This window comes from Pseudomonas putida (genome assembly GCF_002741075.1).
In the GTDB taxonomy this organism is placed as follows: Bacteria; Pseudomonadota; Gammaproteobacteria; order Pseudomonadales; family Pseudomonadaceae; genus Aquipseudomonas; species Aquipseudomonas putida_T.
In genome coordinates, this window is sequence record NZ_CP016634.1 from 4,250,304 (window position 1) to 4,273,433 (window position 23,130).

The window sequence follows — 23,130 nt, forward strand, 5'->3', positions numbered from 1 at the left end:
CTATTGTCGCGATACCTGGGGGCTATCGTCGGTAGCGGGCCGTTGCGCAGGCCAGAGGCGCCGGCTGCATAGCCCATAGAGCCCGCCCTCCACTTGCCCCTACCTTCGCTTGGCTTTGGCTTTGGCTTTGGCTTTGGCTTTGGCTTTGGCTTTTCAGTGCACAGTGGCCCAGGCGCCGTCAGTTGCGACTTCAGGAGGCCGAGTGGAGGTGCCTTGACTATTTGTGCAATTAAAAAGCAAAGCAGATCGGGATCGGGATCGGGATCGGGATCGGGATCGGGATCGGGATCGGGATCGGGATCTCAGGCTATTGATTTCGACCGTTCAGAACAACGCGCTCATAGAATGGTCCGAACAATCCGAAACCTTGCAACCACGACCTTCGCTGGTGGGTTTGCCATCGCGCTTGTGTCATCATGCTCCGACCGCCGGTATCCAAAGCCTTCTTTATGAACAAGTCCTACGCATTGCTGCTTGCCCTCGCCCTGCTACAGGGCTGCCAAAGCCTGGCCCCGCAGAAGAACGAGGCCGGGTCGCCCGTTGCCGAGGCTGGCAAAGGCGCGCCGGAAAAGCCCGTTGTGTACGGCTCGTTCAAGGAAGAAACACTCTATAGCCTGCTGGTGGCGGAACTGGCCGGGCAACGCAACCGCTTCGACATCGCCTTGGCCAATTATGTCGACCAAGCCGAGAAGACCCAGGACCCAGCCGTTTCCGAACGCGCCTACCGCATCGCCGAATACCTCGGTGCCGACGAGCCTGCGCTGGATACCGCACTGATCTGGGCACGCAATGATGCTCAAAACCTCGACGCCCAACGCGCCGCCGCCATTCAACTGGCCCGCGCCGGGCGCTACGACGAATCCATGGCCTACATGGAGAAAGTCCTGCAGGGCCAGGGCGATACCCATTTCGACTTCCTCGCCCTGTCCGCAGCCGAAACCGACCAGAACACCCGCGACGGCCTGCTGCAGAGCTTCGACCGCCTGCTGGTCAAGTACCCGGACAACGGCCAGTTGGTGTTCGGCAAAGCACTGCTGCTGAACCAGGATGGCAAGACCGAGCAAGCCCTCGAGCTGCTCGAATCGCACCCACCGCAAAACGGCGAAGTCGCCCCGGTACTGCTGCGGGCCCGCCTGTTGCAGGCACTGGACCGTGGCTCGGAGGCCCTGCCGCTGCTGCGCGGCGCGATTCGTGACAACCCGGATGACAAGCGCCTGCGCCTGACCTACGCCCGCACCTTGGTCGAGCAAGACCGCATGGCCGACGCCAAGGCCGAGTTCGAAAGCCTGCTCCAGCAATACCCCGAAGATGACGAACTGCGCTACTCACTCGCCCTGGTCTGCCTGGAAACCAAGAACTGGGACGAGGCCGAGGGATACCTTCAGGAACTGGTCGAGCGTGACAGCAATGTCGACGCCGCCCACCTGAACCTCGGCCGTCTACGCGAAGAACGCGGCGACCCCGTGGCTGCCCTACGCGAATACGCCCTGGTTGGCCCTGGCCCCGATTACCTGCCTGCGCAACTGCGCCAGGCCGACATCCTCATCGCCAACGGCCGAGCCAGCGAAGCGTCGCGCCTGCTCGGCGAAGCCCGCGAGGCCCAGCCGGATTACGCCATCCAGCTGTACCTGATCGAAGCGGAAAGCTACGGCAACAACGGCAAGGAGGCCCAGGCCGAACAAATCCTGGCCCAGGCGATCAAGCGCTACCCGGACGACCTCAACCTGCTTTATACCCGCGCCATGCTGGCCGAAAAGCGCGATGATCTGGGGCAAATGGAAAAAGACCTGCGCGCCATCATCCAACGCGAGCCGGAAAACGCCATGGCCCTGAACGCGCTCGGCTATACCCTGGCCGACCGCACCACCCGCTACGCCGAAGCCAAGGCGCTGATCGAGAAAGCCCACCAGCTCACCCCGGACGACCCAGCCGTACTCGACAGCCTGGGCTGGGTCAATTACCGCATGGGCAACCTCGACGAAGCCGAACGCCTGCTGCGCCAGGCCCTGGAACGCTTCCCCGACCATGAAGTGGCTGCCCACCTGGGCGAAGTCCTCTGGGCCAACGGCAAACGCCGCGAAGCCCGCCAGGTCTGGGCCAAAGCCTTCGAAGGCCAGCCCGACAGCCAAATCCTGCGCAAGACCCTCCTGCGCCTGACCGGATCAGAGACCCTGTAAACCATGTTCCTGCGTCATTGCATCACCTTCACCCTGATCGCCCTGCTCGCCGGCTGCGCCGGTTTCGGTAGCCGCGAGTCCTTGCAAGGCCACGGCGACCCGCAGTTGTGGCGCGCCCATAAAGAGCAGTTGAGCACCCTCGACGGCTGGCAGATCAACGGCAAGGTCGGCATTCGCGCCCCACGTGACTCCGGCAGTGGCACCTTGTTCTGGCTGCAGCGCCAGGACTACTACGACATCCGCCTGGCCGGCCCCCTGGGTCGCGGGGCGGCACGCCTGACCGGGCGCCCCGGTGGCGTGGTGCTGGAGGTGGCCAACCAGGGCCGCTACGAGGCACCGAGCCCCGAGGCACTGCTCGAAGAACAACTGGGCTGGGAACTGCCGGTGTCGCACCTGGTCTGGTGGGTCCGCGGCCTGCCCGCCCCCGACAGCAAGAGCCAGCTGACGCTGGACGGCGACAGCCGCCTGGCCAGCCTGACCCAAGACGGCTGGCAGGTGCAGTACCTGAGCTACACCCAACAGAACGGCTACTGGCTGCCCGAGCGCCTTAAGCTGCACGGCCAGGACCTGGACGTCACCCTGGTGGTCAAGGACTGGCAGCCACGCCAGCTGGGGCATTGATCGATGACCATGCTCACGCTTCCCGCCCCGGCCAAGCTCAACCTGTGGCTGCACATCATCGGTCGCCGCCCCGACGGTTACCACGAGCTGGAAACCGTATTCCAGTTTCTCGACCATGCCGATGAGCTGCGCTACAGCCTGCGTGAAGATGGTCAGATCCACCTGCGCACCGAGATCGCTGGCGTGCCCCACGACAGCAACCTGATCGTGCGCGCCGCCCGCCAGCTACAGCAAAAATCCGGTTGCTCGCTCGGCGTCGACATCTGGCTGGACAAGATCCTGCCCATGGGCGGCGGTATCGGCGGCGGCAGCTCCAACGCCGCGACCACCTTGCTGGCACTCAACCACCTGTGGCAACTGGGCTGGGACGAAGACCGTCTGGCCGACCTGGGCCTGGGGCTCGGCGCCGATGTGCCGGTGTTCGTCCGAGGCCACGCCGCCTTCGCGCAAGGCGTGGGTGAGCAATTGATCCCGGTGGACCCTGAAGAGCCCTGGTACGTCGTGCTGGTGCCGCAAGTGTCTGTCAGCACAGCGGAAATTTTTTCGCATCCAGAGTTGACACGTGATTCCCTCCCCCTTAAGATGCGCCCCGTTCCCGAGGGAAACAGTCGAAATGACTGCCAACCGGTGGTAGAGCAAAGTTATCCAGAAGTTCGCAATGCGCTGAATATGCTGGGTAAATACACTGAAGCTCGTCTAACCGGCACTGGAAGTTGTGTGTTTGGGGCCTTCCCAAGCAAAGCCGAAGCTGATAAAGTTCTGGCCCTTCTTTCAGAGACCCAAACAGGGTTTGTGGCAAAGGGAAGCAACATTTCGATGTTGCATCGCAAGCTGCAGAGCCTGCTCTAGAAGTCGAGTATTCGGTACTCGCAGCAACAGATACAGGGGCGTCGCCAAGCGGTAAGGCAGCAGGTTTTGATCCTGCCATGCGTTGGTTCGAATCCAGCCGCCCCTGCCATTTTCCTTATACTCATCCAGGTTACCCTCAGCCTTCAGGTACTGCGCGTGTCCAAGATGATGGTCTTCACGGGGAATGCCAACCCCGATCTGGCTCGGCGTGTCGTACGTCAGCTGCATATTCCACTGGGTGATGTTTCTGTCGGTAAATTCTCCGACGGTGAAATCAGTGCTGAAATCAATGAAAATGTTCGTGGTAAGGACGTTTTCATCATTCAGCCAACCTGTGCCCCTACCAACGACAATCTGATGGAACTGGTAGTGATGGCCGACGCCTTCCGCCGCTCCTCAGCGTCACGAATCACTGCCGTGATTCCTTACTTCGGATACGCCCGCCAGGACCGCCGTCCGCGTTCGGCACGTGTAGCCATCAGCGCCAAAGTCGTCGCTGACATGCTCACTGTCGTGGGTATCGACCGTGTTCTCACCGTCGACCTGCACGCTGACCAGATCCAGGGCTTCTTCGATATTCCCGTCGACAACATCTACGGCTCGCCCGTACTGGTCGACGACATCGAAGACCAGCGTTTCGAGAACCTGATGATCGTCTCCCCGGACATCGGTGGTGTCGTGCGCGCACGTGCCGTCGCCAAGTCCCTGGGTGTCGACCTGGGTATCATCGACAAGCGCCGCGAGAAGGCCAATCACTCCGAAGTGATGCACATCATCGGCGACGTCGAAGGACGCACCTGCATCCTGGTAGACGACATGGTCGACACCGCTGGCACCCTGTGCAACGCTGCCAAGGCCCTGAAGGACCACGGCGCTGCCAAGGTCTACGCCTACTGCACGCACCCGGTACTGTCGGGCCGTGCGATCGAGAACATCGAGAAGTCCGTGCTGGACGAGCTGGTGGTTACCAATACCATCCCGCTGTCCGCCGCTGCTCAAGCCTGTGACCGTATCCGCCAGTTGGATATCGCACCGGTTGTCGCTGAAGCGGTTCGCCGTATCAGCAACGAAGAATCGATCAGCGCGATGTTCCGCTAAGCGGAACGCTCGCTGACGAAAAGCGCCCCGCCCCGGCATCTTGTCGGGGCGGGGCTTTTTTGCCAATCCCAATGGCGCTGGTCGCAAACGCCATTCGGGAGGCTATTTTGGAGAAGCAAAATGACCAACTTCACCCTGAACGCCCAAGCGCGTACTGACCTGGGGAAAGGTGCGAGCCGCCGCCTGCGTCACTCCGCCAGCATCCCAGCCGTTGTCTACGGTGGTAACCAGGACGCCCAGTCGCTGACCATCGTCGCCAAGGAAATCGCCAAGCTGTTCGAAAACGAAGCTGCCTTCAGCCACGTTCTGGAACTGAACGTCGACGGCGCCAAGCAGAACGTTGTCGTCAAGGCCCTGCAGCGTCACCCAGCCAAAGGCTTCATCATGCACGCCGACTTCGTTCGCGTCGTTGCTGGCCAGAAGCTGACCGCCAAGGTACCGGTTCACTTCATCAACGAAGAAGCCCCGGTCAAGAAAGGCGGCGAGATCTCCCACGTCGAAGCCGAGATCGAAGTTTCCTGCGAAGCCAAGGACCTGCCTGAGTTCATCGAAGTCGACCTGGCCAAGGCTGAAATCGGCACCATCATTCACCTGTCGGACCTCAAAGCTCCGAAAGGCGTAGAGTTCGTCGCTCTGGCCCACGGTGATGACAAAGCTGTTGCCAACGTCCACGCCCCGCGCGTAGCCGCTGACGCTGCTGAAGGCGCTGCCGAGTAATCCACTCGCACGCCGGCGTTGATCGGGTTACAGTGCCGCGCGCACCGTAACCCACCAACTCCAAGGAAGAGCCCCTGACGTGACCGCCATCCAGTTGATCGTCGGCCTGGGTAACCCCGGCCCCGAATACGAACAGACCCGGCATAACGCAGGGGCTCTTTTCGTTGAACGCCTCGCCAGCGCCCAGCGTGTATCGCTGACCGCTGACCGCAAATATTTCGGCCTGACGGCTAAATTCAGCCATCAGGGCCAAGACGTTCGTCTGCTCATTCCCACCACCTACATGAACCGCAGCGGCCAGTCCGTGGCGGCATTGGCCAATTTCTTCCGGATCCCGCCGGCGGCCATCCTGGTGGCGCATGACGAACTCGACCTGCCCCCGGGCGTCGCCAAGCTCAAGAAAGGCGGCGGCCATGGTGGGCACAACGGCCTGCGCGACATCATCGCGCAGCTCGGCAACCAGAACGACTTCCATCGCCTGCGGCTTGGCATCGGCCACCCGGGTGACGCCAAACTGGTTTCCAACTTCGTCCTGGGCCGCGCACCGCGTGCCGAGCAGGAGAAGCTCGACGCCAGCATCGATTTTGCCCTCGGCGTGATGCCCGACGTGCTCGCTGGCGATTTCGCCAAGGCGATGCGCGAACTGCACAGCCAGAAGGCCTGATTTCCTAGAGAGGGGAATTCCCATGGGTTTCAATTGCGGCATCGTCGGCCTGCCCAACGTCGGCAAGTCCACCCTGTTCAACGCCCTGACCAAGTCCGGTATCGCGGCGGAGAACTTCCCCTTCTGCACCATCGAGCCGAACAGCGGCATCGTGCCGATGCCCGATGCACGCCTCGACGCCTTGGCCGAAATCGTCAAGCCTGAGCGCGTACTGCCCACCACCATGGAGTTCGTCGACATCGCAGGTCTCGTCGCCGGCGCCTCGAAGGGCGAAGGCCTGGGCAACAAGTTCCTCGCCAACATCCGCGAGACCGACGCCATCGCCCACGTGGTGCGCTGCTTCGAAGACGAGAACGTCATCCACGTCTCCAACAGTGTCGACCCCAAGCGTGACATCGAGATCATCGACCTGGAACTGATCTTCGCCGACCTGGACAGCTGCGAGAAGCAACTGCAGAAGGTCGCGCGCAACGCCAAGGGCGGCGACAAGGAAGCCCTGGCCCAGAAGGCCCTTCTGGAGAAGCTCATCGCCCACTTCACCGATGGCAAGCCTGCGCGCAGCCTGATGAAGAACATGAGCGTCGAGGAGAAGGCCGTGATTCGCGGCTTCCACCTGCTGACCAGCAAGCCGGTGATGTACATCGCCAACGTTGCCGAGGACGGCTTCGAAAACAACCCGCACCTGGACGTGGTCAAGGCCATCGCCGAAGAAGAAGGCGCCGTCGTGGTGCCGGTGTGCAACAAGATCGAAGCCGAGATCGCCGAACTGGAAGAAGGCGAAGAGAAGGACATGTTCCTCGAGGCCCTGGGCTTGGAAGAGCCTGGCCTGAACCGCGTGATCCGCGCCGGTTACGCCCTGCTCAACCTGCAGACCTACTTCACCGCTGGTGTGAAAGAAGTCCGCGCCTGGACCGTTCGCGTAGGTGCCACTGCGCCACAAGCCGCCGCCGTGATTCACACCGACTTCGAGAAAGGCTTCATCCGCGCCGAAGTCGTGGCCTATGACGACTTCATCCAGTACAAGGGTGAAGGCGGCGCCAAGGAAGCCGGCAAATGGCGTCTGGAAGGCAAGGACTACATCGTCAAGGACGGTGACGTGATGCACTTCCGCTTTAACGTCTAATCGGGAATCGAGATCGCACCAGATCCTGATGGACATCAAAACCCCTTGAATCCAGCCGATTCAAGGGGTTTTTTATTGTCCGCGGGCGTCCGATTCAAACACCCCCTTCGCTTGCCAAGGCGCTCGCAGGGCGCTCACTCGTAACGGCACCAGGCTGCTCGGTAGGCGCTATTCGAAATTGGTTTTCCCACTTGGCGATCACCAAGGGAGCCAAGGCGTTGCCCAGCACATTCAATGCGGTGATCGGCATGTCCATGAGGCGGTACACACCGGCGATGAAAGCGATGCCCTCCACGGGAAGCCCGGCACTGGTCAGCGTCGCGGTGAGGATGACGAACATCGCTCCCGGTACACCCGCCGCGCCTTTGGACGTCAGCACCATGATGAGCACCAGCACCGCTTGGTCAGCAAGGCTCAAGGGGATCTCATACAGTTGGGCGATGAAAAGCGTACCAATGCCCACGAAGAGCGATGCGCCATCCAGGTTGAATGAGTACCCGGTAGGAATCACCAACGTAGCAATGGACCTCGGGGCGCCGTAAGCCTCAACCTTCTCGATAAGCTGTGGCATCACGGTAGCCGAGGTGGCGGTACTGAACGCCAGAATCAATTCATCCTTGATGAACTTGATCAGGTCGAAGATGTTAATGCCGACGGCTTTTGCTATCCCGCCCAGCACGACCAGTCCGAACAACAGGACAGCGGCGTAAGTGACAAGAATCAATTTACCCAACGGCAACAGCGCAGAAAGCCCAAAGTTAGACACCGTCACGCCAATGAGGCCGAAGATGCCGATCGGCGAATAGTGCATGACAATGTGCGTGACTTTGAACATCGCCCCAGAAATGGCGTTGAACACAGCGATCAGCGGGCGCTTCTTATCCGCATCAAGCGCATTCACACCAAAACCGAACATGATCGAAAAGAACAAGATGGGCAGCAAGTTACCCTGCGCCATTGCGTTCACGATGTTATCCGGAATGATAGCAAGCATCACATTCCCGAAATCGCCGCCCTCCGAGGAAGATGGCAGCGTCAGTGATTGGGCAGCCGAAAGGGTGCTCAAGTTTGCGCCGGTACCCGGCTGGGCCACATTACCTATGATCAAACCACAAACAATGGCGATACCCGTGACGACGAAGAAATAGAACATCGTTTTGACACCCACCCGCCCTATCGCCTTGCTGTCGCCATTACCGGCAACGGCACTGACCATGCAGGCAAAGACCAGAGGCGCCACGATCATTTTCATCATCTTGATGAAAATATCACCAGCCGGCTGCAGAACCTGACTACTCACCCATACCTTGTAATCTGGATAAATATTCAACAGGGCACCCACTAGAATGCCCAGTACCAAGCCCACGATGATTTTTGTAACCAAACTCGTCTTAGCCATATGTCCTCCCGTTATTATAATTTGGACTGTCAACTGGCTGGCAAACGTCGCGCACACTTAAGCATCTGCTCTTATCTGGCAGGCGTTGATGCTCATGATCTAGGCAACGCGTGTGGACCCTGGCATTGAAAGACTTTCACACCAGAATCATTTGACCATTAACTTCTATCAAAACAAGGGGTCGGCTTGATCAAAGCATGCCCTCAAGCAGCAAAGACCCCTTTAAAGTCTTTGAAACCTTTTATCTCGATTGGGTTGCCGCTTGGATCGAGGAAGAACATTGTCCGCTGCTCACCCGGCTGACCAGGAAAGCGCACAACGGGAGGAATATCGAACTTCACCCCATGGGCTTGTAGGCGCTCAGCCATCGCCATCCAGTCATCCAACTGAAGCACCAGGCCGATGTGCGGCATCAGCACCATGTGCTCGCCGACCTTGCCGGTGCGCGTAGTCGGAAATGGCGTACCTAGGTGAAGGGAAATTTGATGACCGAATAAGTCGTAATCGATGTACGTCTCGCTGGCGCGGCCTTCTTTACAGCCCAGCACCTCGCCGTAAAACTTACGAGACTCTTCAAGATTTGTTACATGGTAGGAGGCATGGAAAAATGCAGTCACGGAAACGCCCTCTTGTTTACATGGGAATTTCGTGCAGCCTACCCTATCCTTTCTCGTGTTCTGGAGCGTGATTTTCCATCTCTGACCGAAAGGAATTGTTTTGGACATTCGATTTCTCGAAAGCTTGATCGCGGTTATTGAGACAGGCTCCATCGCGGCAGCCGCCCGCAGAGAAAACCTTACTGCACCTGCCGTCAGCCAGCGTATCCAAGCACTCGAGAAATCGCTCAGCTGTGAACTATTGAACCGTGGATCCCATTCGGTTGAGCCCTCAGAGCAATGCTTGGCACTCTTGCCGAAAATGCGCAACTTGATTCAGAGCGCCACCGAACTCAGGGATGGACTCGACAGGAGTGGACTCACAGGTGATTTCAACTTAGGGGCTATTTCAACCGCATTGACAGGCTTACTGCCAGAGTTAATGCACCAATTAACGATAACGGCACCTCAGCTGAAACTAAGAATCACACCTGGCGATTCGCGCACACTGTATGAGCAGGTGGTATCGGGCGAACTCGATGCTGGGCTCATGGTCTGCCCCCCGTTTTCCGTACCGAAGTCCATTAAAATGCAAACACTGCGACATGAACCCTTGATGCTGTTGACAAAGGAACCCATTGAACCGATCAATATAAAAAAGACCCTCCTCACCCACCATTTGATTCGCTACGATTCAAATGCCTGGGGCGGGCAGATAGCCCTGCAGTACTTGCATGACCACGATCTGAGCCCTGAACTCCTGTGTAACCTCGATGCACTTGATGCCATTTACATCATGGTAGAGAAAGGGATGGGCGTATCGCTCGTTCCCTCATGGGCAGGTTTGAAAAGTGGGGAAGTATTCGCCACGCCCGTCTCAGATTCCGATGACTACATACGCCAACTCGTTTTACTTTATAAATCCACCCCGCGAAGGCCCAAGGCGCTGGGCGCCATAAAAGAAATACTCAAGCGCACGACCTCATGATCCGCCCTCGATGAAACGGATACCGAGCCCTGCAGCTCCCAGACCTCCCCAAACAACCCCTCGCGGCCTCCTCGCCTCAAGGGGTTTGTTGTGTCCTAAGACTCCTGCTCGAGCTGCTCACCACATCCGCCCGTACCCGGGCATCGCGGGTCCACGGAGCGCGGGAGTACGCTCAGACGAGGCCCCTGCGCCGGACTACTTCGTCAGTGTGCTGAAGCTGGTCATCAGGTTGCGGTAGTCCGGGATGTGGTTGGAGAACAGCGTGCCCAAACCTTCGATGTCGTTGCGCCAATCGCGGTGCAGCTCGCAGGCCACGCCGAACCAGGTCATCAGTTGCGCACCGGCCGCTTCCATTCGGCGCCATGCCGAATCACGGGTCAATTCGTTGAAGGTGCCGGAGGCATCGGTGACCACGAACACATCGAAGCCTTCTTCCAGAGCCGACAGCGCTGGGAAGGCCACGCACACCTCGGTCACCACGCCGGCGATGATCAGTTGCTTCTTGCCAGTGGCCTTCACCGCCTTGACGAAATCCTCGTTGTCCCAGGCGTTGATATTGCCGGGACGGGCGATATACGGCGCATCCGGGAACTGCGCCTTGAGTTCGGGTACCAGCGGGCCGTTAGGGCCGTTCTCGAAGCTGGTGGTGAGGATGGTCGGCAGCTTGAAGTATTTGGCCAGGTCCGAGAGGGCCAGCACGTTGTTCTTGAAGCGGTCCGGTTCGATATCACGCACCAGGGAGAGCAGACCCGTCTGGTGGTCAACCAGCAAGACAGCGGCGTCATTCTTGTCCAGACGCTTGTATTGGAAAGCCATGGCGATGCTCCTTTCTTCGGTGGAATTATTAGACGTACGCAATCCAGTTGTCGCCTGCCCACAATTGCTGTGCGGGACTATCAGCGTAGGCAATACCGGCCACGCCAAGCGACCGTCAGTCGGCTGGATTCGGCAGTCGGCGCCCCCTGTGAAACACAACGGGCATAACGTTGGTTCGAGCCGGTAGATGCCAAAATCGAACCCCTGCGTTCCATCAGGTGAACACTGACGCCCCGCCTTGCGAGCTGGCTATTTCACATCTTTACTCGTTCTAGACAGGCTCATGCCCCCTGAAGGAGCGCCAGCACCGCGATGAAAGAACAGCTCGCCTTACTGGCCAGGCAGTGCATTTCGCCGTCGACCCGCTTCGAAATCAGGGCCGCGTCGGCCCGGTTCAAAGACCTGCTCAGCCGCGCCTGCCTGTGGCGATGGGAGCGCAGCCGCTTCAAGCCCGGCCAGCAGAGCAGCCATGAGGTGGTCTACCTGGGCCGCAAAGCCCACCGGGACCTGGCCAAGCTGCTGATGGGTGCCACCACCCCAGCCAGCTCGACCAGCGATGCCGTGGTCCTGGCCAGCGAGATGCCGGTGCCCGGTGCCTTGCAGGTGCCGCACTTTCTGAGCGCCGTGGTCCCACTGGGCCGCTCTCTGGACAGCATCGTCGCCACCTACAACAGCGAGCTGCGGCGCAGCCTGCGCAAGCATCGGCCGCGCTATCACATGCGCCCGGCCGTGACCGACGAAGAGATCGCCCACGCCGACACGGCAATGCTGCAACCCTATGCCAAAGCGCGCCACGGGGAATCCGCCTCGCAGATTTCCACCGCCGAAGTCTTCAGGCTCGCCAAATCCGCCGGGCGGCTGGACCTGATTCTGCGCGACGATGAAGTGGTGGCCTGTCACCTGGGCTGCGTCATCACCCGCGCCGGCAAGCGCTACTGGAGCACCATCCGCTTCGGCTACCCGGAGTCGGTTTTCACCGATGCCAAGCAGCTGCGCGAGGTCAACTCGATCACCACCTTCATGGCCTTGGAGTGGGCACTGGACAACGGCTTCGACTATTACGACATCGGCTGTTGCCTGGCCCGACCCGACGATGGGCTGCTGGAGTGGAAAAGACGCCGTGGCGGCGATGTGGATACCTTGGGCAACCATGCCCACTTCTTTGTGAGGCTCCCCCGCAGCGGCTCGGAATGGTTCCTGTGGAGCACGCCACTGTTCGCGGTGGAGGATGGCCGACTGACCCTGCACCTGGGCCTGCCCGAGGGGCCGAGTGACGAAGAGATCGCCAGCCGCTACCGGGAAATGGGTTTTGGCGGGTTATCCAAGGTGTACCTGCATTGCACCCGGGAACCGAGCCCGTCGCTGATGGAGACCTTGCGCAGCCGCTACGCGCACCTGAATCCGATGCCGATGATCCAGACACGCCTGACTCGCTAGTACGCCTGCTTGCCGGTGAACGCCGAAAGCGTGCGCACGAGAATGATGAAGTCCAGCCACACCGACCAGTTGTTGATGTACTCGATGTCCGAGTCGACCCGCTGGATCATCTGCCCGAGGTCCTTGGTCTCCCCCCGGTAACCGCGCACCTGCGCCAGCCCCGTCATGCCAGGCTTGATGTTGTTGCGCGCAAAGTAGTCGGCGATGTCCCGGGAATACTGGGTGTCGTGCTGGATGGCATGCGGGCGCGGCCCCACCAGAGACATCTCGCCCATCAGCACGTTGAACAGCTGCGGCAGTTCATCGAGGCTGGTACGGCGAATGAACGCGCCGACCCGGGTCATGCGCGGGTCGTTCTTCTGCGCCTGTTGGAGCACACCGGCTTCGGGCTGATGCACGAACATGCTCCTGAACTTCCAGATGCGGAAGGTCTCACCGCTCCAGCCCATGCGCTCCTGGCGGAAGAACACCGGCCCCGGGCTGTCGAGCTTGATGGCCAGCGCGACGATCAGCAGTACCGGCGCGGCGCACAGCAAAATCAACGCGGCCAGGAGTTTGTCCTCGAGGTTCTTGAGGAACAGGCTGGTGCCGGTGAGTGGTGTTTCGGAAAGGGTGAGCACCGGAATACCGGCAATTTCACGCACGCTGTGGTTGATCAGCCGCAATGAGAAGATGTCGGGAATCCAATTGACCGAGACGCACTTGTCCAGCAGCCGCAGGTAGACATCGCGGATCAGCTGCGAGCCCTCCAGCGGCGTGACCAGGTAGACGGTCTTGATGCCATGGCGCACCACGATGTCATCCAGGTGGGAGATATCGCCCAGGATCACCGGGCCGCCCTCGCCTTCCTGCTCCCCCACTTTTACGTCCGTCTCGCCGATGTGCACGCAGCCGACGATCTTCTCGCCAAGCCAGGGGTTGTTGCTGATCTTCTTGTGAAGGAAGGTCGCCAATTCACCGGAACCGATGATCAAAGCGTTCTCCTGGCTGTAGGGCAGCGTCAGGAACTTCACCTGGATTTCGCGTACCAGAAAATGCAGCAGCAACTGGATGAAATAGCCAATGACGAACAGCTCGCCCACCAGCAACCGCGAATACTGCTCGCTCTGCTTGGTGAGAAAGGCCATGGCCACGAGGAAACAGAACGTCACCGTCCACGCCTTGAACAGCTTGAACGCTTTGATCGACAGGCCCACGTTGCTGCGGTAGATGGCGTAATGGTCGTAGACCACCGCCAAGGCGCCGATCAGCAACAGCAGCATGATGACGTAATCGGGGGTGATGTAGCCGACATGCAGGTAGATCAGGTACCAGGCGACCCCGGTCACCGCGATGCCGTCGAGCCCGGCCTGGATGGCGTTGCTGATGCTGCGTCTGCGCTGGAGTAGGGAACGGTTACTTCTGGGTTCGAAAACCATTGTTCGTCCTCACTGATGCCGAGAAACCACACGCTTTCCTACCAAGCCAAGAACAACCGCATTCATCCTGAAAAGACAAAGACCCGACGCGCACTCGGCGAGTGCCGCCTGGTCAATGACGTAGGAAGATCGTCCCCGTGACTATCGATCACCTGAGGCACACGCCAATGCGTGGACCGCTTCCCAGGGGCGATAGTGCGACCCGTTTGCCGAGGATCCCCGACACAGGGTGCGTTTGATATCACTGTAGCAGTACTTTGGAATGACGCCGGGGGATTTGCACCCTTTGGGGTCGCTTCAGATATGTGTCACGCCCTTCGCGGGCAAACCCGCTTGCAAGAGGGTGTTTACTCACTCCACAGGTTCGGCGCAGGTCGTGTGGGAGCGGGTTTGCGAAGCAGACACCGCGCAGGTAGCGACCTGTCAGTGACTATGGAGCCGCGCATAGCTGAGCGTACGCCAGAGGAACAACGGATTGCCGACCACATACCGGCTGAACAGCCGCCTGGGCTCGCGCACCAGTCGGAACAACCATTCGCAGCCCAGGCGCCGCATCCACCCCGGTGCACGCGTCACCTTATTGCCGAGAAAGTCCAGGATCGCCCCGCCGCACACCACCACACAGGGCACGCCGCTTTGCGCCAACCGGGCAGCGACCGCCTCCTGCTTGGGCATGCCCATGCCCAGCACGATCAGCTCCGGTCGCTGCCGATGCGCCAAGGCCAGGTAGGTATCAACCTCATCGAAGCCATGATGAACCGACATCACCTGAACCCCGAACCGCGCTTCGCTGCTGCGCGCCGCGTTGTCCAGAAAAGGCGCTTCGGTGCCCCAGAACGCCACTCGCCGCCCTTTGAAGGCGGACAGTAACTTGGGAATGAAATCGGTGCCATTCATGTTCAACCCCGGCGTCAAGCCCAGCCGACGCAGCAGAATCGCCATGCCCGAGCCATCGCGCAGCAGCACGTCCGCCGAGGTCAGCGCCTGGTGATAAGCGCTGTCTCGGGTCACCAGGTTCATGGCATGGGCATTGACGAAGCCCAGCACCCGCTGCGCTCCGGGTGTGGACAGCTGCGCCAGCAAACGCTGCTCGTGCTCTGCGTCCTCCACCACCTGCAGCTTGTCGACGATGGTTTTCCAGTGGCCCTGCCAGATCGAGATAGGCATCAGCTGTCATCCCGTTTCGAACGCACCCAGTCCACCTGGCGCTTGACCAGGAACCCCAAGTAGATGGGGATCTTCTTTGCCGCATAGAGGGGCGCGTAGAGCAACACCGAAAACGCGATCAACCCTCGGCAGAACCGATACCAGGCCAGCAAGATGGCAATGCCCAGCAGCCCCAGCGCGCCGCTCGCCAACCAGAACGCCGCACTGACGTCCAGCAGCAACCAGGCCAGCCACGAAAGGCAGAAGACCCCGGTCAAGGCCAGCACCAACAAGGCCAGTGGTGGCACCATCAAGTCCAGCGCGAGCGCCAGCAGCGCCCCGTCGCGACGAACGAGGCTTTCGATCAGCAACCGTGGCGCATCCTTGAGCAGAACGCCCAGATGCCCATGCTCCCAGCGCCGGCGTTGCGCGCCCAGGCCTTCGTCACTGACGGGAAACCAACTGGTGACCAAGGCATCGGGACAGAACAGCGGCGCCTTGCCGATGCGGCACAGGTCCAGGCCCATCTTCACGTCCTCCACCAAATGCCCACTGGCAAGCTCCAGCGAGGCCAGGTCACGCCAGGTGAAGGCCATGCCGGCGCCCATCAACTGACAGGGCAGGCCAAGACGCGCCGAGCCGCGCGGGCGCACCAGGTTCTTCACCCGCCAGGCGAACTCGGCCACCCGGGTCTTGAGCCCTGCGCCGGCAGGCGCTTGCATCAGGTACAACGCCTGCACCGGGCGCCCGCTGTCGATGCAGCAGGTGGCAAGGCGTGTGAGCGCGCCTTCGCCCAGTTGGCAATCGGCATCCACCACGATGATCACCGGTGGTGGATCGAAACCCAGGTAGCGCACCCCGAAGTCCAGCGCATAGCCCTTGCCCCGCGCCTGTGCATCGAAGCGCTCGACCACCTCGGCACCGGCTGCCCGCGCAAGCGCTGCGGTGTCATCGGTGCAGTTGTCCGCCACCACCAGCAGCCGATCACCCTCGCACAGCTGCGCGCGGATGCTGTCCAGCGTCGCGGTGATGATCAAGGCCTCATCGTGGGCCGGCACCAGTACTGCCAACCGCGGGCGCGGCACCCGCGCCGCTGGCGGCATGCGCGCGGGCAGGCACGCCATCACCACCTCGACGAACAACACCAGCGTCGGCAACAGCACGAGCAACGCCAGCGCGCCCAGTACGCCCGCCACGAGCCACGTCATGCCGGCGCCCTGAACAGTGCGGCCAGTTTGCCGGCCTCGGTGTCGATGTCATGGCGCTCCAGCACCCGCGCGTACGCCGCGTCGCCCATGCGCTGAAGCACCTCCACCGGTTGCTCCAGGCAATCGGCCATGGCCTGCGCCAGCTCCTCCACGGCCCCGGCGCAGAACAACCAGCCGTTCTCACCCTGGCGGACCAGCTCGGGAATGCCCGCCACATAGGTCGTCAAAACAGGTCGACGCAACGCCATGGCCTCCATGATCACCACCGGCAAACCCTCAGCGAAACTCGGCAATACCAACGCACGTGCCGCCAGGATCTCGGCACGCACCTGGGCGCTGCTGATCCAGCCGGTGATGCGCACCTGAGCGTGCAGGCCGTACCGGGCGATCAGCGTCTCGATGTCCGCGCGCATCTCGCCATCGCCCGCCAGCACCAGCTCGAAGGCCACGCCGCGTTCGGCCAGGCGCCGCGCCGCCTCGAGCAACAGCAACTGCCCTTTCTGCTCACACAGCCGCCCCACGCACACCAGCCTCGGCACAGCGGCGGCCGGCACCGCCGGCACCTCATGGAACATCCGCTCAAGACCGCAATGCACCACCTTCACCTTGGCCCAGTGCCCATGGGCCACCCAGCGGAACAACTGGCTGCGCCCATAGGAGCTGATCGCCGCGACGAACGCCGCGCGCCGGACCTTCTCGCCCAAGTGGAGAAACTGAGGTTTGTCGAACTCTTCGGGGCCGTGCACCGTAAAGCTGTACGCCGGCCCGCCGAGGGCGTTGGCCAGCATCACCACTTCGGTGGAGTTGGTGCCAAAGTGTGCGTGCACATGCTCGCTGCCGAATGCCCGCAACCCCTGCAGCACCCAACAGGCTTCGGCCAGGTAGACCAAGTGATACGGCAAAGGCCGGTCGGCGCGCCGGCCCAGGCGCAGGGCCAGCCAGAGCGCGCTGAAAAACCGTCGAGGATCGGCCCGCAGCACCTGCAGCAAGGGTTTGATCAGGCCTTTCAGGCCACCCTGCAGGACGTACTGGGTCTGATCCCGCTCGGCCACGTCGTCGGCATCCAGCAACTGCGCATCCCAACCCCGCAAGGCCATGCGCTGGATGGTGAAGCCCTGACGCTCCAGCGCCAGGATTTCACGGCGAATGAAGCTATGGCTGACCTTCGGGTACTGATTGACGAAATACGTAATGCGCATAGGGACCCGGCTGAATGCGTGTTCGATTGATTATGGGTGCACTCCTGACTCAGGGTAGCCTGCCTCCTTCAAGCGCACCGATTGTTTACCCTGCAAGCGCAACGTGGCGTCAACCTGGGCGAACACATCGTCCAGCAGTTCATGACGCCGGCGGTACATGGCGCGCTTCTTGGGCGCAATATCGTCCAGGCTGCGCCGGACCTCGTCGATCGGCATGGCGTAGAAGTCCTGACGCTGCGAAGGCAACGCGCCATGCTCCTGCCAGATGACGTCATAATTGGTCGCCAGCTCCTGGGCTTTTTCCGCGCCGAAGTAGGCATGGCGGTGATGCCGGTAGCCATCCCCCACGGCGTACAGCCGCGCGACGCCAAGCCGCGTGGCCAGGTGGCGGAGCACCTCGATCAACAGGCTGCGGGGCCGCAGCCCTTCGAAATCCTTGGTCAATGTCCGGTAGATTGACAGCGACGTTTCGCTGTCGATGCCTTTGTGAATGCCCTGCACTGCGCCGATGAACACGCACAGCTCGCCCTCCTCCAGGCCCAGGCTGAAGGCCAGTGACGCCACCCGCAGATCGTGCTGGAACAGGTTCAGCACCAGCTCCCCTTCGCGCATGAACCAGAACGCGCGATCCAGCACCAAGGTGCATGCCGGCGAATAGCGCGACAGGTCATCGAGCAGCAGGCGCTCTTCGCGTCCGAGCAGCAGCAGGCTCGGGCACCGGCTGCTGACCACTTCGTAGTGCGAGGCCAGCGCATCGAAGCGCGTCGACGCCGGCCACTCCTTGCTGATGTAGGGCCACTGGACCAGGCCGATGCAATCGATGCCCAGCCGCTCCCGGCCACGGTCGCCCAAGGCAAGCGACAGGCGCCGCTGGAAGGCATTGAGGCCAGACCATTCACGCGCCATGTGCTGCACCAGGCGAAGCTTGTTGTGCAGCGCCCGCAGCGAATAACCGGGGTGCAGGGTGAATACGCTTTTGACCAGTGACCGATATGTCATGGGCATCTCACTTGTATTCGATCAACACGGATTTTCCGACACCGAACCTTTTCAGCAAGAACTTCACCTGCCCACACATCTCGGGAAATTTGCCCAATACCAAAAATCCCGCCTGCAACCCGTTCTGCTGCAACGACCCTCGCCCCCGGCGCATCAGCCGCACCACCTGCAGCGGATAGACCAGCAACAACAAAAGCCCGCCCCAACCGAACTGCACACAGGCCAGCAAGGTCGCCAAGGGAATTGCCAGTCCCCATACCCAGGCCCGGCGTGACTCGCGCAGCCAATGGCGCTCCGGTGCAGCGCCATGCAGAAAAGCGCCTTCGGCAAAGGCGTAGCCACCGCGCAGGCTGCGCCGCCACCACTGGCTGAAGCGGGTCATGGCGGCGTCGTGCAGGGTCATTTCGGCGTCCAGGCGCCAAATCTTCCAGCCCTGGGCACGCAGGCGCACGCACAGCTCAGGTTCTTCCCCGGCGATCAGGTCGGCGCGGTAACCGGCCGCCTGGATGAAGGCATCGGCGCGCATGAGCGCATCGCCGCCACAGGCCTTGGCCAGGCCGACCGGGGTGTCCCATTCAAGGTCACACAGCTGGTTGTAGATCGAGCGTTTGGGGAATCGCTCGCGGCGCCGTCCACAGACCACCGCGACGTCCAGATGCTGCTCGAGGAAGGCGCGGGCTGCAGGCAGCCAGCCGGCCACCACCTCGCAATCGCCATCGACGAACTGCACGTAGCGCACCTTAGGCATCAAGCGATGCAACCGGGTGAAGCCTTCGTTGCGCGCCCGTGCGGCGGTGAAGGGCTGTGTCATGTCCAGGGCCAGCACCTCGACGCCTCGCGCCTGGGCCATCTGCACCGAGCCGTCGGTGGAGCCTGAGTCGACGTACACCACCTGATCGGCCAAACCGGCCAACGAATCCAGGCAGCGCTCCAGCCGCGCGCCCTCGTTGCGGCCGATCACCACCACACCGATGCCAGTCATCATGGGCTTACCCGCCACTGCGTCGGGGTTTGATGATCGCGGGCACGCCGACAGCCAGCGAATCGTCGGGCACATCGGTCAACACCACCGCGTTGGCCCCAATGATCACGTTGTTGCCGATGCGGATATTGCCCAGCACCTTGGCGCCGGTGCCGATATCGACATTGTTGCCGAACACCGGCGCGATGGGCTCCTGCACGTTCTTCAAACCCACCACCACGCCATTGCGGATGCGGCAGTCGTCACCGAAGCGGGCATAGCCGCTGACCACGATGCCGCCAAAATGGTCGATGACGAAGTTGCGCCCCAGCTCCACCTCGCAGGGCAGCTCGATGCCGGTGAGGATCTGCACCAGCTTGAACAGCACCTTGTAGACGAACGACAGCAGCTTGCGCAGCAACGCCGGCCGCACCCCGTAGCGCCAGCGTCCGAAACGGTAGACCAGCATCACCCAGAAGCCCTGGGCCGCCCAATCGCCTCCATGGGCCCGCAGGTCCGCGCGAACGTTTTCGAACATACGGCCCCCTAGCGCGTTGGCTGACTGGCAAAGCGAGTGTCGAAGAGCAACGCCCAGGTTGCCCGGGCATGCTTCCAGCTGGCTTTGACGGCCCCCCAGCCGCGACGTTTGAGCAATGCCTTGAGCGCCAGCAAGGTGTCACCGAGGCTCACCAGCAGCATGTGCAGCGCAAGTCCGGGCACGCCATGGTGCTTGCGAAAGTACAGCAGCTCGCTTTCGATCTGCATCACCGAGATCTGCCGGCTGGCCGCTTCGAGCTCGGTGACCGACTTGGAACTCTCACCGCCGATATGCACCACCGTGGTGTAGGGGTAGTACACGACTTTCCAGCCGGCCTGTTTGACCCGTTTGCAGTGGTCCACCTCCTCGTAATAGAGGAAGTAGCGCGGGTCGAACAGGCCGACCTGTTCGATGACCTCACGCCGCACCAGGTAGAAGCACCCCGGCAGCCAGTCGCATTCACGCACCGAGTCGTGGTCCCAGTTCATCTCATCGATGGTCTGCAGCCCGGGGAAGAAGTGCTCCAGCCCCGTGCGCGCGGCAAACATGTTCAGCGGCGTCGGAAAGTACCGGCAGCTGGGCTGCAAGTCTCCCTCACGCCCCACCAGACGCACGCCGAGCACGCCGCACTCCGGGTGCGCCTCCATGTACTCGACCGTGCGCGCCAACGTGTCGTCCGCGACGAAGGCGTCGGTGTTGAGCAGCAAGGCGTACTTGCCCCTCAGGTGCTCGACCAGTTGGTTGTTGGCGCGGCCGAAACCGACGTTCTTCGGATTGGCCAACAGCAGCGCCTCAGGACAGACCGCCGCCAGGCGCTCCAGGGAATCATCGACCGAGGCGTTGTCGACCACCAGATAGCTCGCCAGATCCGCACCCTCGCCACGGCGCAGGGCATCGAACATCGGCTGCAACAGCCCTGCGGTGTTGTAGTTGACGATCAGCACATCGACGAGCTTTTCAGTCATGTCTCCTGCCTCCCGGCCCCGTAGAAGTACTCGGCGCGCATGGCGGCCAGTTTCGGCTCCAGCTGTGGATCGAAGACATCTGCGCGATTTTTGATCAGGTCGATCCAAGGGTAGGCCTCGCAACGCGCCTCGACCCGCTTGATCAGGTCTTCGAGCGTGCACAGTACCTTGGCCGGATTGCCACCGACGACGGTACCCGGTGGCACGTCCTTGGTGACCACCGCCCCTGCGGCCACGATGGAGTTCGGCCCGATGGTCACCCGGGGCATGACGATCGCTCCGTGGGCGACCCAGCTGTTGTCACGGACATCGATGAAACCCACCGAATCGAGTTTCTTGCCGTAGACGGCCTCGATCAGGTCCACCACGCCGTCATGCCCGATCAGCGTGCAATCGGACAGCCCGCAATTGCTGCCCAGGCGCACCAAGGTAGGGTCGGTGATATTGCACCCCGGGTTTATATGGACGTTGTTGCCGGTGGAATAGAACTGTCCCCAACGTGTCATGAACTGGCCCCACTCCATTGCGGTCGGTCGGCACAGGCGCCTGTACAACCCGCGTCCACGTCCGGTGGACATGGCGTAGTGCCTCACGATTTTCTTCAACAATCCCATCATGCTGTCGCCCTCACACACCTATCGATATCGAACCGAACCCAGGCCACGCGCCCCTCGCGCACGGTACCTGCCCCCATCAGCGCAGCTGCGAAACATCCACAGGTTGCAGACACGCTGTCACACTCTTCAGGCGACTTCGCCCGCCTGAGACTTCATCTTTGCATCCAGATGGTCCGCCAGTCGCAAGGCGAACTGGAGCAGCGGCATCGTCGGATTGCTGGCCCCGCCCTTGGCGAAGATGCTGCTGCCAGCGATGTACAGATTGTCCGTGCCGAACACCTTGCAGTCCGGGTCGACCACGCCGGCATCCGGCGAGGCCGCCATGCGCGTCGTACCCATGTGGTGCGCGTGAGGCGACATTTTCAGTGGCAGGGTGGTGTCGTAGACGAAGTCGTTCAACTTGACGAAGGCCAGCCCGTTCTCGGCGAAACGCTTGGCCAACTCAACGCCAATGCACTTGATGGTCTGGCGGTCATCGCCGCTCAATACCCAGTGCATGTTCACCTTGGCCACGCCCAGCGCGTCTTTCTCCTCCAGCGTCGAAAGACGGCTCTGCAGGTTCGGGAACTGTTCGATCATGGTGCTCAGCACCCCATCGCCGGGGCAGTTGAACTTGGCGATGAAGTCGATCTTGTGGGCGATCCCCATATCGCAACTGAGGGTTTCGAGGAAATCCTTGACCTGAGCGGTCCGGCCGTAGTTCGTCACCTCGTCCAGCACCGTCGCGGAGACATTGCCTTTGCCCGCGTGATACTCGGCCACGAATGCATCGGTGGTGAAGTACTGACGAGGCTTGTCCACCTTCCCGCTGTTGAGGATGAACGTGCCCAGGTCGACATTCAGGTGCTCCATGAAACAGCGCCCCACGAATCCCTCTTGCTTGACAACGCCTGCGGCAGCGAGGGATTGGCTATTGAGCAACTGCCGGGCATTTTCGACAGCGCCCATGGCCAGCACGAACTGTCGGGCGATCACCCGCTCACGGTGCTGATCGTAATCGGACACCACTACAGCCTTGACCCTATCGGCCGCGTGATCGAATTCCAGGTCAACGCAATTGCAGTGGATGAACACATCGAGCCCTGGCGTCTGCTCCAGCGCCTTGCCGTACTTCTGGGCAAACCGTGTGGGCGGGCTGAGCAAGAACTCATCGGGCACGAAGTCATCACCGAGCCGACTGACATTGATCGCCTGGAAGTGCGCGCCCTCCGGCAGGTCGACGATGGCCATGGCGGCCGGCAGGTAACGCTCGATCTCGGCATAGGCGATGGGCCAGCCAGGAATGCCGCCCGGAGGAGGGACAGAAAAGTCCGAGGCTTCAAATGGCCGGCAACGCCCGGCCCAATGGTTGGAAGTGCCCCCCAGAAAGCGCAGGCGCGTATCGTGGACATACGCCTCCAGACCGGAGGAACTGCATTGATAGAGGTCCTGGGACTGCTGGGAATACTCGTGCCCGCCGCCTTCGAGCAGCACCACGCGCCAGCCTGCTTCGGCCAGGCGCAAGGCCAGGGTGATGCCCGCAGGTCCCCCGCCGATGATGCAAAAGTCGTAATCGTCACGCAGTTCTTTGTGCGTCTGATAGTCCTTGATCATG

22 protein-coding genes and 1 tRNA gene are annotated in these 23,130 nt (G+C 61.3%); 10 read left to right on the forward strand and 13 right to left on the reverse strand.

What is annotated here, in order from left to right; genetic code table 11:
* Positions 1 to 449: 449 nt before the first annotated feature.
* The 8 genes from IEC33019_RS19895 (at position 450) to ychF (ending at position 7,249) form a co-directional block, all read left to right on the forward strand.
* Positions 450 to 2,177, forward strand: coding sequence for a tetratricopeptide repeat protein (locus tag IEC33019_RS19895; protein ID WP_070093593.1), 1,728 nt, complete (start codon positions 450 to 452; stop codon positions 2,175 to 2,177).
* A gap of 3 nt (positions 2,178 to 2,180) precedes the next feature.
* Positions 2,181 to 2,798 (forward strand): lipoprotein insertase outer membrane protein LolB, encoded by a 618-nt coding sequence (lolB, locus tag IEC33019_RS19900; protein WP_070093592.1) that lies wholly within the window; start codon positions 2,181 to 2,183, stop codon positions 2,796 to 2,798.
* Positions 2,799 to 2,801: 3 nt separating this feature from the next.
* Complete coding sequence (gene ispE, locus IEC33019_RS19905; protein WP_070093591.1) at positions 2,802 to 3,647, forward strand: 4-(cytidine 5'-diphospho)-2-C-methyl-D-erythritol kinase; 846 nt, start codon at positions 2,802 to 2,804, stop codon at positions 3,645 to 3,647.
* Between the two features lie 34 nt (positions 3,648 to 3,681).
* Positions 3,682 to 3,756 (forward strand) — tRNA-Gln (locus IEC33019_RS19910).
* Positions 3,757 to 3,803: 47 nt separating this feature from the next.
* The gene (locus IEC33019_RS19915; RefSeq protein ID WP_043214915.1) at positions 3,804 to 4,745 is read left to right on the forward strand and encodes a ribose-phosphate pyrophosphokinase; all 942 of its coding nucleotides are present in this window, start codon (positions 3,804 to 3,806) and stop codon (positions 4,743 to 4,745) included.
* Between the two features lie 120 nt (positions 4,746 to 4,865).
* Entirely contained in the window at positions 4,866 to 5,462 is a 597-nt protein-coding gene (locus IEC33019_RS19920; RefSeq protein ID WP_070093590.1) for a 50S ribosomal protein L25/general stress protein Ctc, read from the forward strand.
* A 79-nt stretch (positions 5,463 to 5,541) separates the two neighbouring features.
* Positions 5,542 to 6,126, forward strand: a complete 585-nt coding sequence (pth, locus tag IEC33019_RS19925) for an aminoacyl-tRNA hydrolase (RefSeq protein ID WP_043214910.1) — start codon at positions 5,542 to 5,544, stop codon at positions 6,124 to 6,126.
* A gap of 22 nt (positions 6,127 to 6,148) precedes the next feature.
* A complete protein-coding gene (ychF, locus tag IEC33019_RS19930; RefSeq protein WP_070093589.1) occupies positions 6,149 to 7,249 on the forward strand; it encodes a redox-regulated ATPase YchF in 1,101 nt (366 codons plus the stop codon).
* A 94-nt stretch (positions 7,250 to 7,343) separates the two neighbouring features.
* Here ychF and IEC33019_RS19935 read toward each other — a convergent pair whose 3' ends face one another.
* Together IEC33019_RS19935 and IEC33019_RS19940 are read right to left on the reverse strand one after the other, a co-directional pair.
* Positions 7,344 to 8,648 (reverse strand): cation:dicarboxylate symporter family transporter, encoded by a 1,305-nt coding sequence (locus IEC33019_RS19935; RefSeq protein ID WP_070093588.1) that lies wholly within the window; start codon positions 8,646 to 8,648, stop codon positions 7,344 to 7,346.
* A gap of 203 nt (positions 8,649 to 8,851) precedes the next feature.
* Positions 8,852 to 9,265, reverse strand: a complete 414-nt coding sequence (locus tag IEC33019_RS19940; RefSeq protein ID WP_070093587.1) for a VOC family protein — start codon at positions 9,263 to 9,265, stop codon at positions 8,852 to 8,854.
* 100 nt (positions 9,266 to 9,365) lie between these two features.
* Here IEC33019_RS19940 and IEC33019_RS19945 point away from each other — a divergent pair, with 100 nt between their 5' ends.
* Complete coding sequence (locus IEC33019_RS19945; RefSeq protein ID WP_070093586.1) at positions 9,366 to 10,232, forward strand: LysR family transcriptional regulator; 867 nt, start codon at positions 9,366 to 9,368, stop codon at positions 10,230 to 10,232.
* Between the two features lie 195 nt (positions 10,233 to 10,427).
* On the opposite strand, the gene ycaC is transcribed toward IEC33019_RS19945, so the two are convergent.
* Positions 10,428 to 11,048, reverse strand: a complete 621-nt coding sequence (ycaC, locus tag IEC33019_RS19950; RefSeq protein WP_043214892.1) for an isochorismate family cysteine hydrolase YcaC — start codon at positions 11,046 to 11,048, stop codon at positions 10,428 to 10,430.
* 312 nt (positions 11,049 to 11,360) lie between these two features.
* On the opposite strand from ycaC, the gene IEC33019_RS19955 reads away from it, so the two are divergent.
* On the forward strand, positions 11,361 to 12,485 hold the full coding sequence (locus tag IEC33019_RS19955; protein ID WP_070093585.1) for a hypothetical protein: 1,125 nt from the start codon (positions 11,361 to 11,363) through the stop codon (positions 12,483 to 12,485).
* Here IEC33019_RS19955 and IEC33019_RS19960 read toward each other — a convergent pair.
* From IEC33019_RS19960 to IEC33019_RS20005, 10 genes are all read right to left on the reverse strand, one after another.
* A complete protein-coding gene (locus IEC33019_RS19960; RefSeq protein ID WP_070093584.1) occupies positions 12,482 to 13,903 on the reverse strand; it encodes an undecaprenyl-phosphate glucose phosphotransferase in 1,422 nt (473 codons plus the stop codon). The genes IEC33019_RS19955 and IEC33019_RS19960 overlap by 4 nt on opposite strands.
* Before the next feature lie 423 nt (positions 13,904 to 14,326).
* Positions 14,327 to 15,064, reverse strand: a complete 738-nt coding sequence (locus IEC33019_RS19965) for a WecB/TagA/CpsF family glycosyltransferase (RefSeq protein WP_099594207.1) — start codon at positions 15,062 to 15,064, stop codon at positions 14,327 to 14,329.
* Between the two features lie 5 nt (positions 15,065 to 15,069).
* A complete protein-coding gene (locus IEC33019_RS19970) occupies positions 15,070 to 16,257 on the reverse strand; it encodes a glycosyltransferase family 2 protein (RefSeq protein ID WP_070093582.1) in 1,188 nt (395 codons plus the stop codon).
* Entirely contained in the window at positions 16,254 to 17,456 is a 1,203-nt protein-coding gene (locus IEC33019_RS19975; protein WP_070093581.1) for a glycosyltransferase family 4 protein, read from the reverse strand. Before IEC33019_RS19975 ends, IEC33019_RS19970 begins: the two co-directional genes overlap by 4 nt.
* Positions 17,457 to 17,486: 30 nt before the next feature.
* The gene (locus IEC33019_RS19980; RefSeq protein WP_070093638.1) at positions 17,487 to 18,455 is read right to left on the reverse strand and encodes a DUF535 family protein; all 969 of its coding nucleotides are present in this window, start codon (positions 18,453 to 18,455) and stop codon (positions 17,487 to 17,489) included.
* A gap of 7 nt (positions 18,456 to 18,462) precedes the next feature.
* Positions 18,463 to 19,440, reverse strand: a complete 978-nt coding sequence (locus tag IEC33019_RS19985; RefSeq protein WP_070093580.1) for a glycosyltransferase family 2 protein — start codon at positions 19,438 to 19,440, stop codon at positions 18,463 to 18,465.
* 4 nt (positions 19,441 to 19,444) lie between these two features.
* Positions 19,445 to 19,954, reverse strand: a complete 510-nt coding sequence (locus IEC33019_RS19990; RefSeq protein WP_070093579.1) for a serine O-acetyltransferase — start codon at positions 19,952 to 19,954, stop codon at positions 19,445 to 19,447.
* An 8-nt stretch (positions 19,955 to 19,962) separates the two neighbouring features.
* The gene (locus IEC33019_RS19995; RefSeq protein ID WP_070093578.1) at positions 19,963 to 20,919 is read right to left on the reverse strand and encodes a glycosyltransferase family 2 protein; all 957 of its coding nucleotides are present in this window, start codon (positions 20,917 to 20,919) and stop codon (positions 19,963 to 19,965) included.
* Entirely contained in the window at positions 20,916 to 21,536 is a 621-nt protein-coding gene (locus IEC33019_RS20000; RefSeq protein ID WP_070093577.1) for an acyltransferase, read from the reverse strand. Before IEC33019_RS20000 ends, IEC33019_RS19995 begins: the two co-directional genes overlap by 4 nt.
* A 126-nt stretch (positions 21,537 to 21,662) precedes the next feature.
* Positions 21,663 to 23,129: an FAD-dependent oxidoreductase gene (locus IEC33019_RS20005; RefSeq protein WP_070093576.1), complete on the reverse strand. Its 1,467-nt coding sequence runs from the start codon at positions 23,127 to 23,129 to the stop codon at positions 21,663 to 21,665.
* Between the last annotated feature and the right edge of the window lies 1 nt (position 23,130).

Bases quoted from the DNA above. Each gene is read 5' to 3' on its own strand.
- IEC33019_RS20000 (WP_070093577.1), bottom strand. From the start codon at position 21,536: ATGATGGGATTGTTGAAGAAAATCGTGAGGCACTACGCCATGTCCACC.
- ispE (WP_070093591.1), top strand. From the start codon at position 2,802: ATGACCATGCTCACGCTTCCCGCCCCGGCCAAGCTCAACCTGTGGCTG.
- IEC33019_RS19970 (WP_070093582.1), bottom strand. From the start codon at position 16,257: ATGACGTGGCTCGTGGCGGGCGTACTGGGCGCGCTGGCGTTGCTCGTG.
- IEC33019_RS19920 (WP_070093590.1), top strand. From the start codon at position 4,866: ATGACCAACTTCACCCTGAACGCCCAAGCGCGTACTGACCTGGGGAAA.
- IEC33019_RS19980 (WP_070093638.1), bottom strand. From the start codon at position 18,455: ATGACATATCGGTCACTGGTCAAAAGCGTATTCACCCTGCACCCCGGT.
- lolB (WP_070093592.1), top strand. From the start codon at position 2,181: ATGTTCCTGCGTCATTGCATCACCTTCACCCTGATCGCCCTGCTCGCC.
- IEC33019_RS19985 (WP_070093580.1), bottom strand. From the start codon at position 19,440: ATGATGACTGGCATCGGTGTGGTGGTGATCGGCCGCAACGAGGGCGCG.
- IEC33019_RS19975 (WP_070093581.1), bottom strand. From the start codon at position 17,456: ATGCGCATTACGTATTTCGTCAATCAGTACCCGAAGGTCAGCCATAGC.
- IEC33019_RS19935 (WP_070093588.1), bottom strand. From the start codon at position 8,648: ATGGCTAAGACGAGTTTGGTTACAAAAATCATCGTGGGCTTGGTACTG.
- IEC33019_RS19895 (WP_070093593.1), top strand. From the start codon at position 450: ATGAACAAGTCCTACGCATTGCTGCTTGCCCTCGCCCTGCTACAGGGC.
- ychF (WP_070093589.1), top strand. From the start codon at position 6,149: ATGGGTTTCAATTGCGGCATCGTCGGCCTGCCCAACGTCGGCAAGTCC.
- IEC33019_RS19995 (WP_070093578.1), bottom strand. From the start codon at position 20,919: ATGACTGAAAAGCTCGTCGATGTGCTGATCGTCAACTACAACACCGCA.
- ycaC (WP_043214892.1), bottom strand. From the start codon at position 11,048: ATGGCTTTCCAATACAAGCGTCTGGACAAGAATGACGCCGCTGTCTTG.
- IEC33019_RS19955 (WP_070093585.1), top strand. From the start codon at position 11,361: ATGAAAGAACAGCTCGCCTTACTGGCCAGGCAGTGCATTTCGCCGTCG.
- IEC33019_RS19990 (WP_070093579.1), bottom strand. From the start codon at position 19,954: ATGTTCGAAAACGTTCGCGCGGACCTGCGGGCCCATGGAGGCGATTGG.
- IEC33019_RS20005 (WP_070093576.1), bottom strand. From the start codon at position 23,129: ATGATCAAGGACTATCAGACGCACAAAGAACTGCGTGACGATTACGAC.
- IEC33019_RS19960 (WP_070093584.1), bottom strand. From the start codon at position 13,903: ATGGTTTTCGAACCCAGAAGTAACCGTTCCCTACTCCAGCGCAGACGC.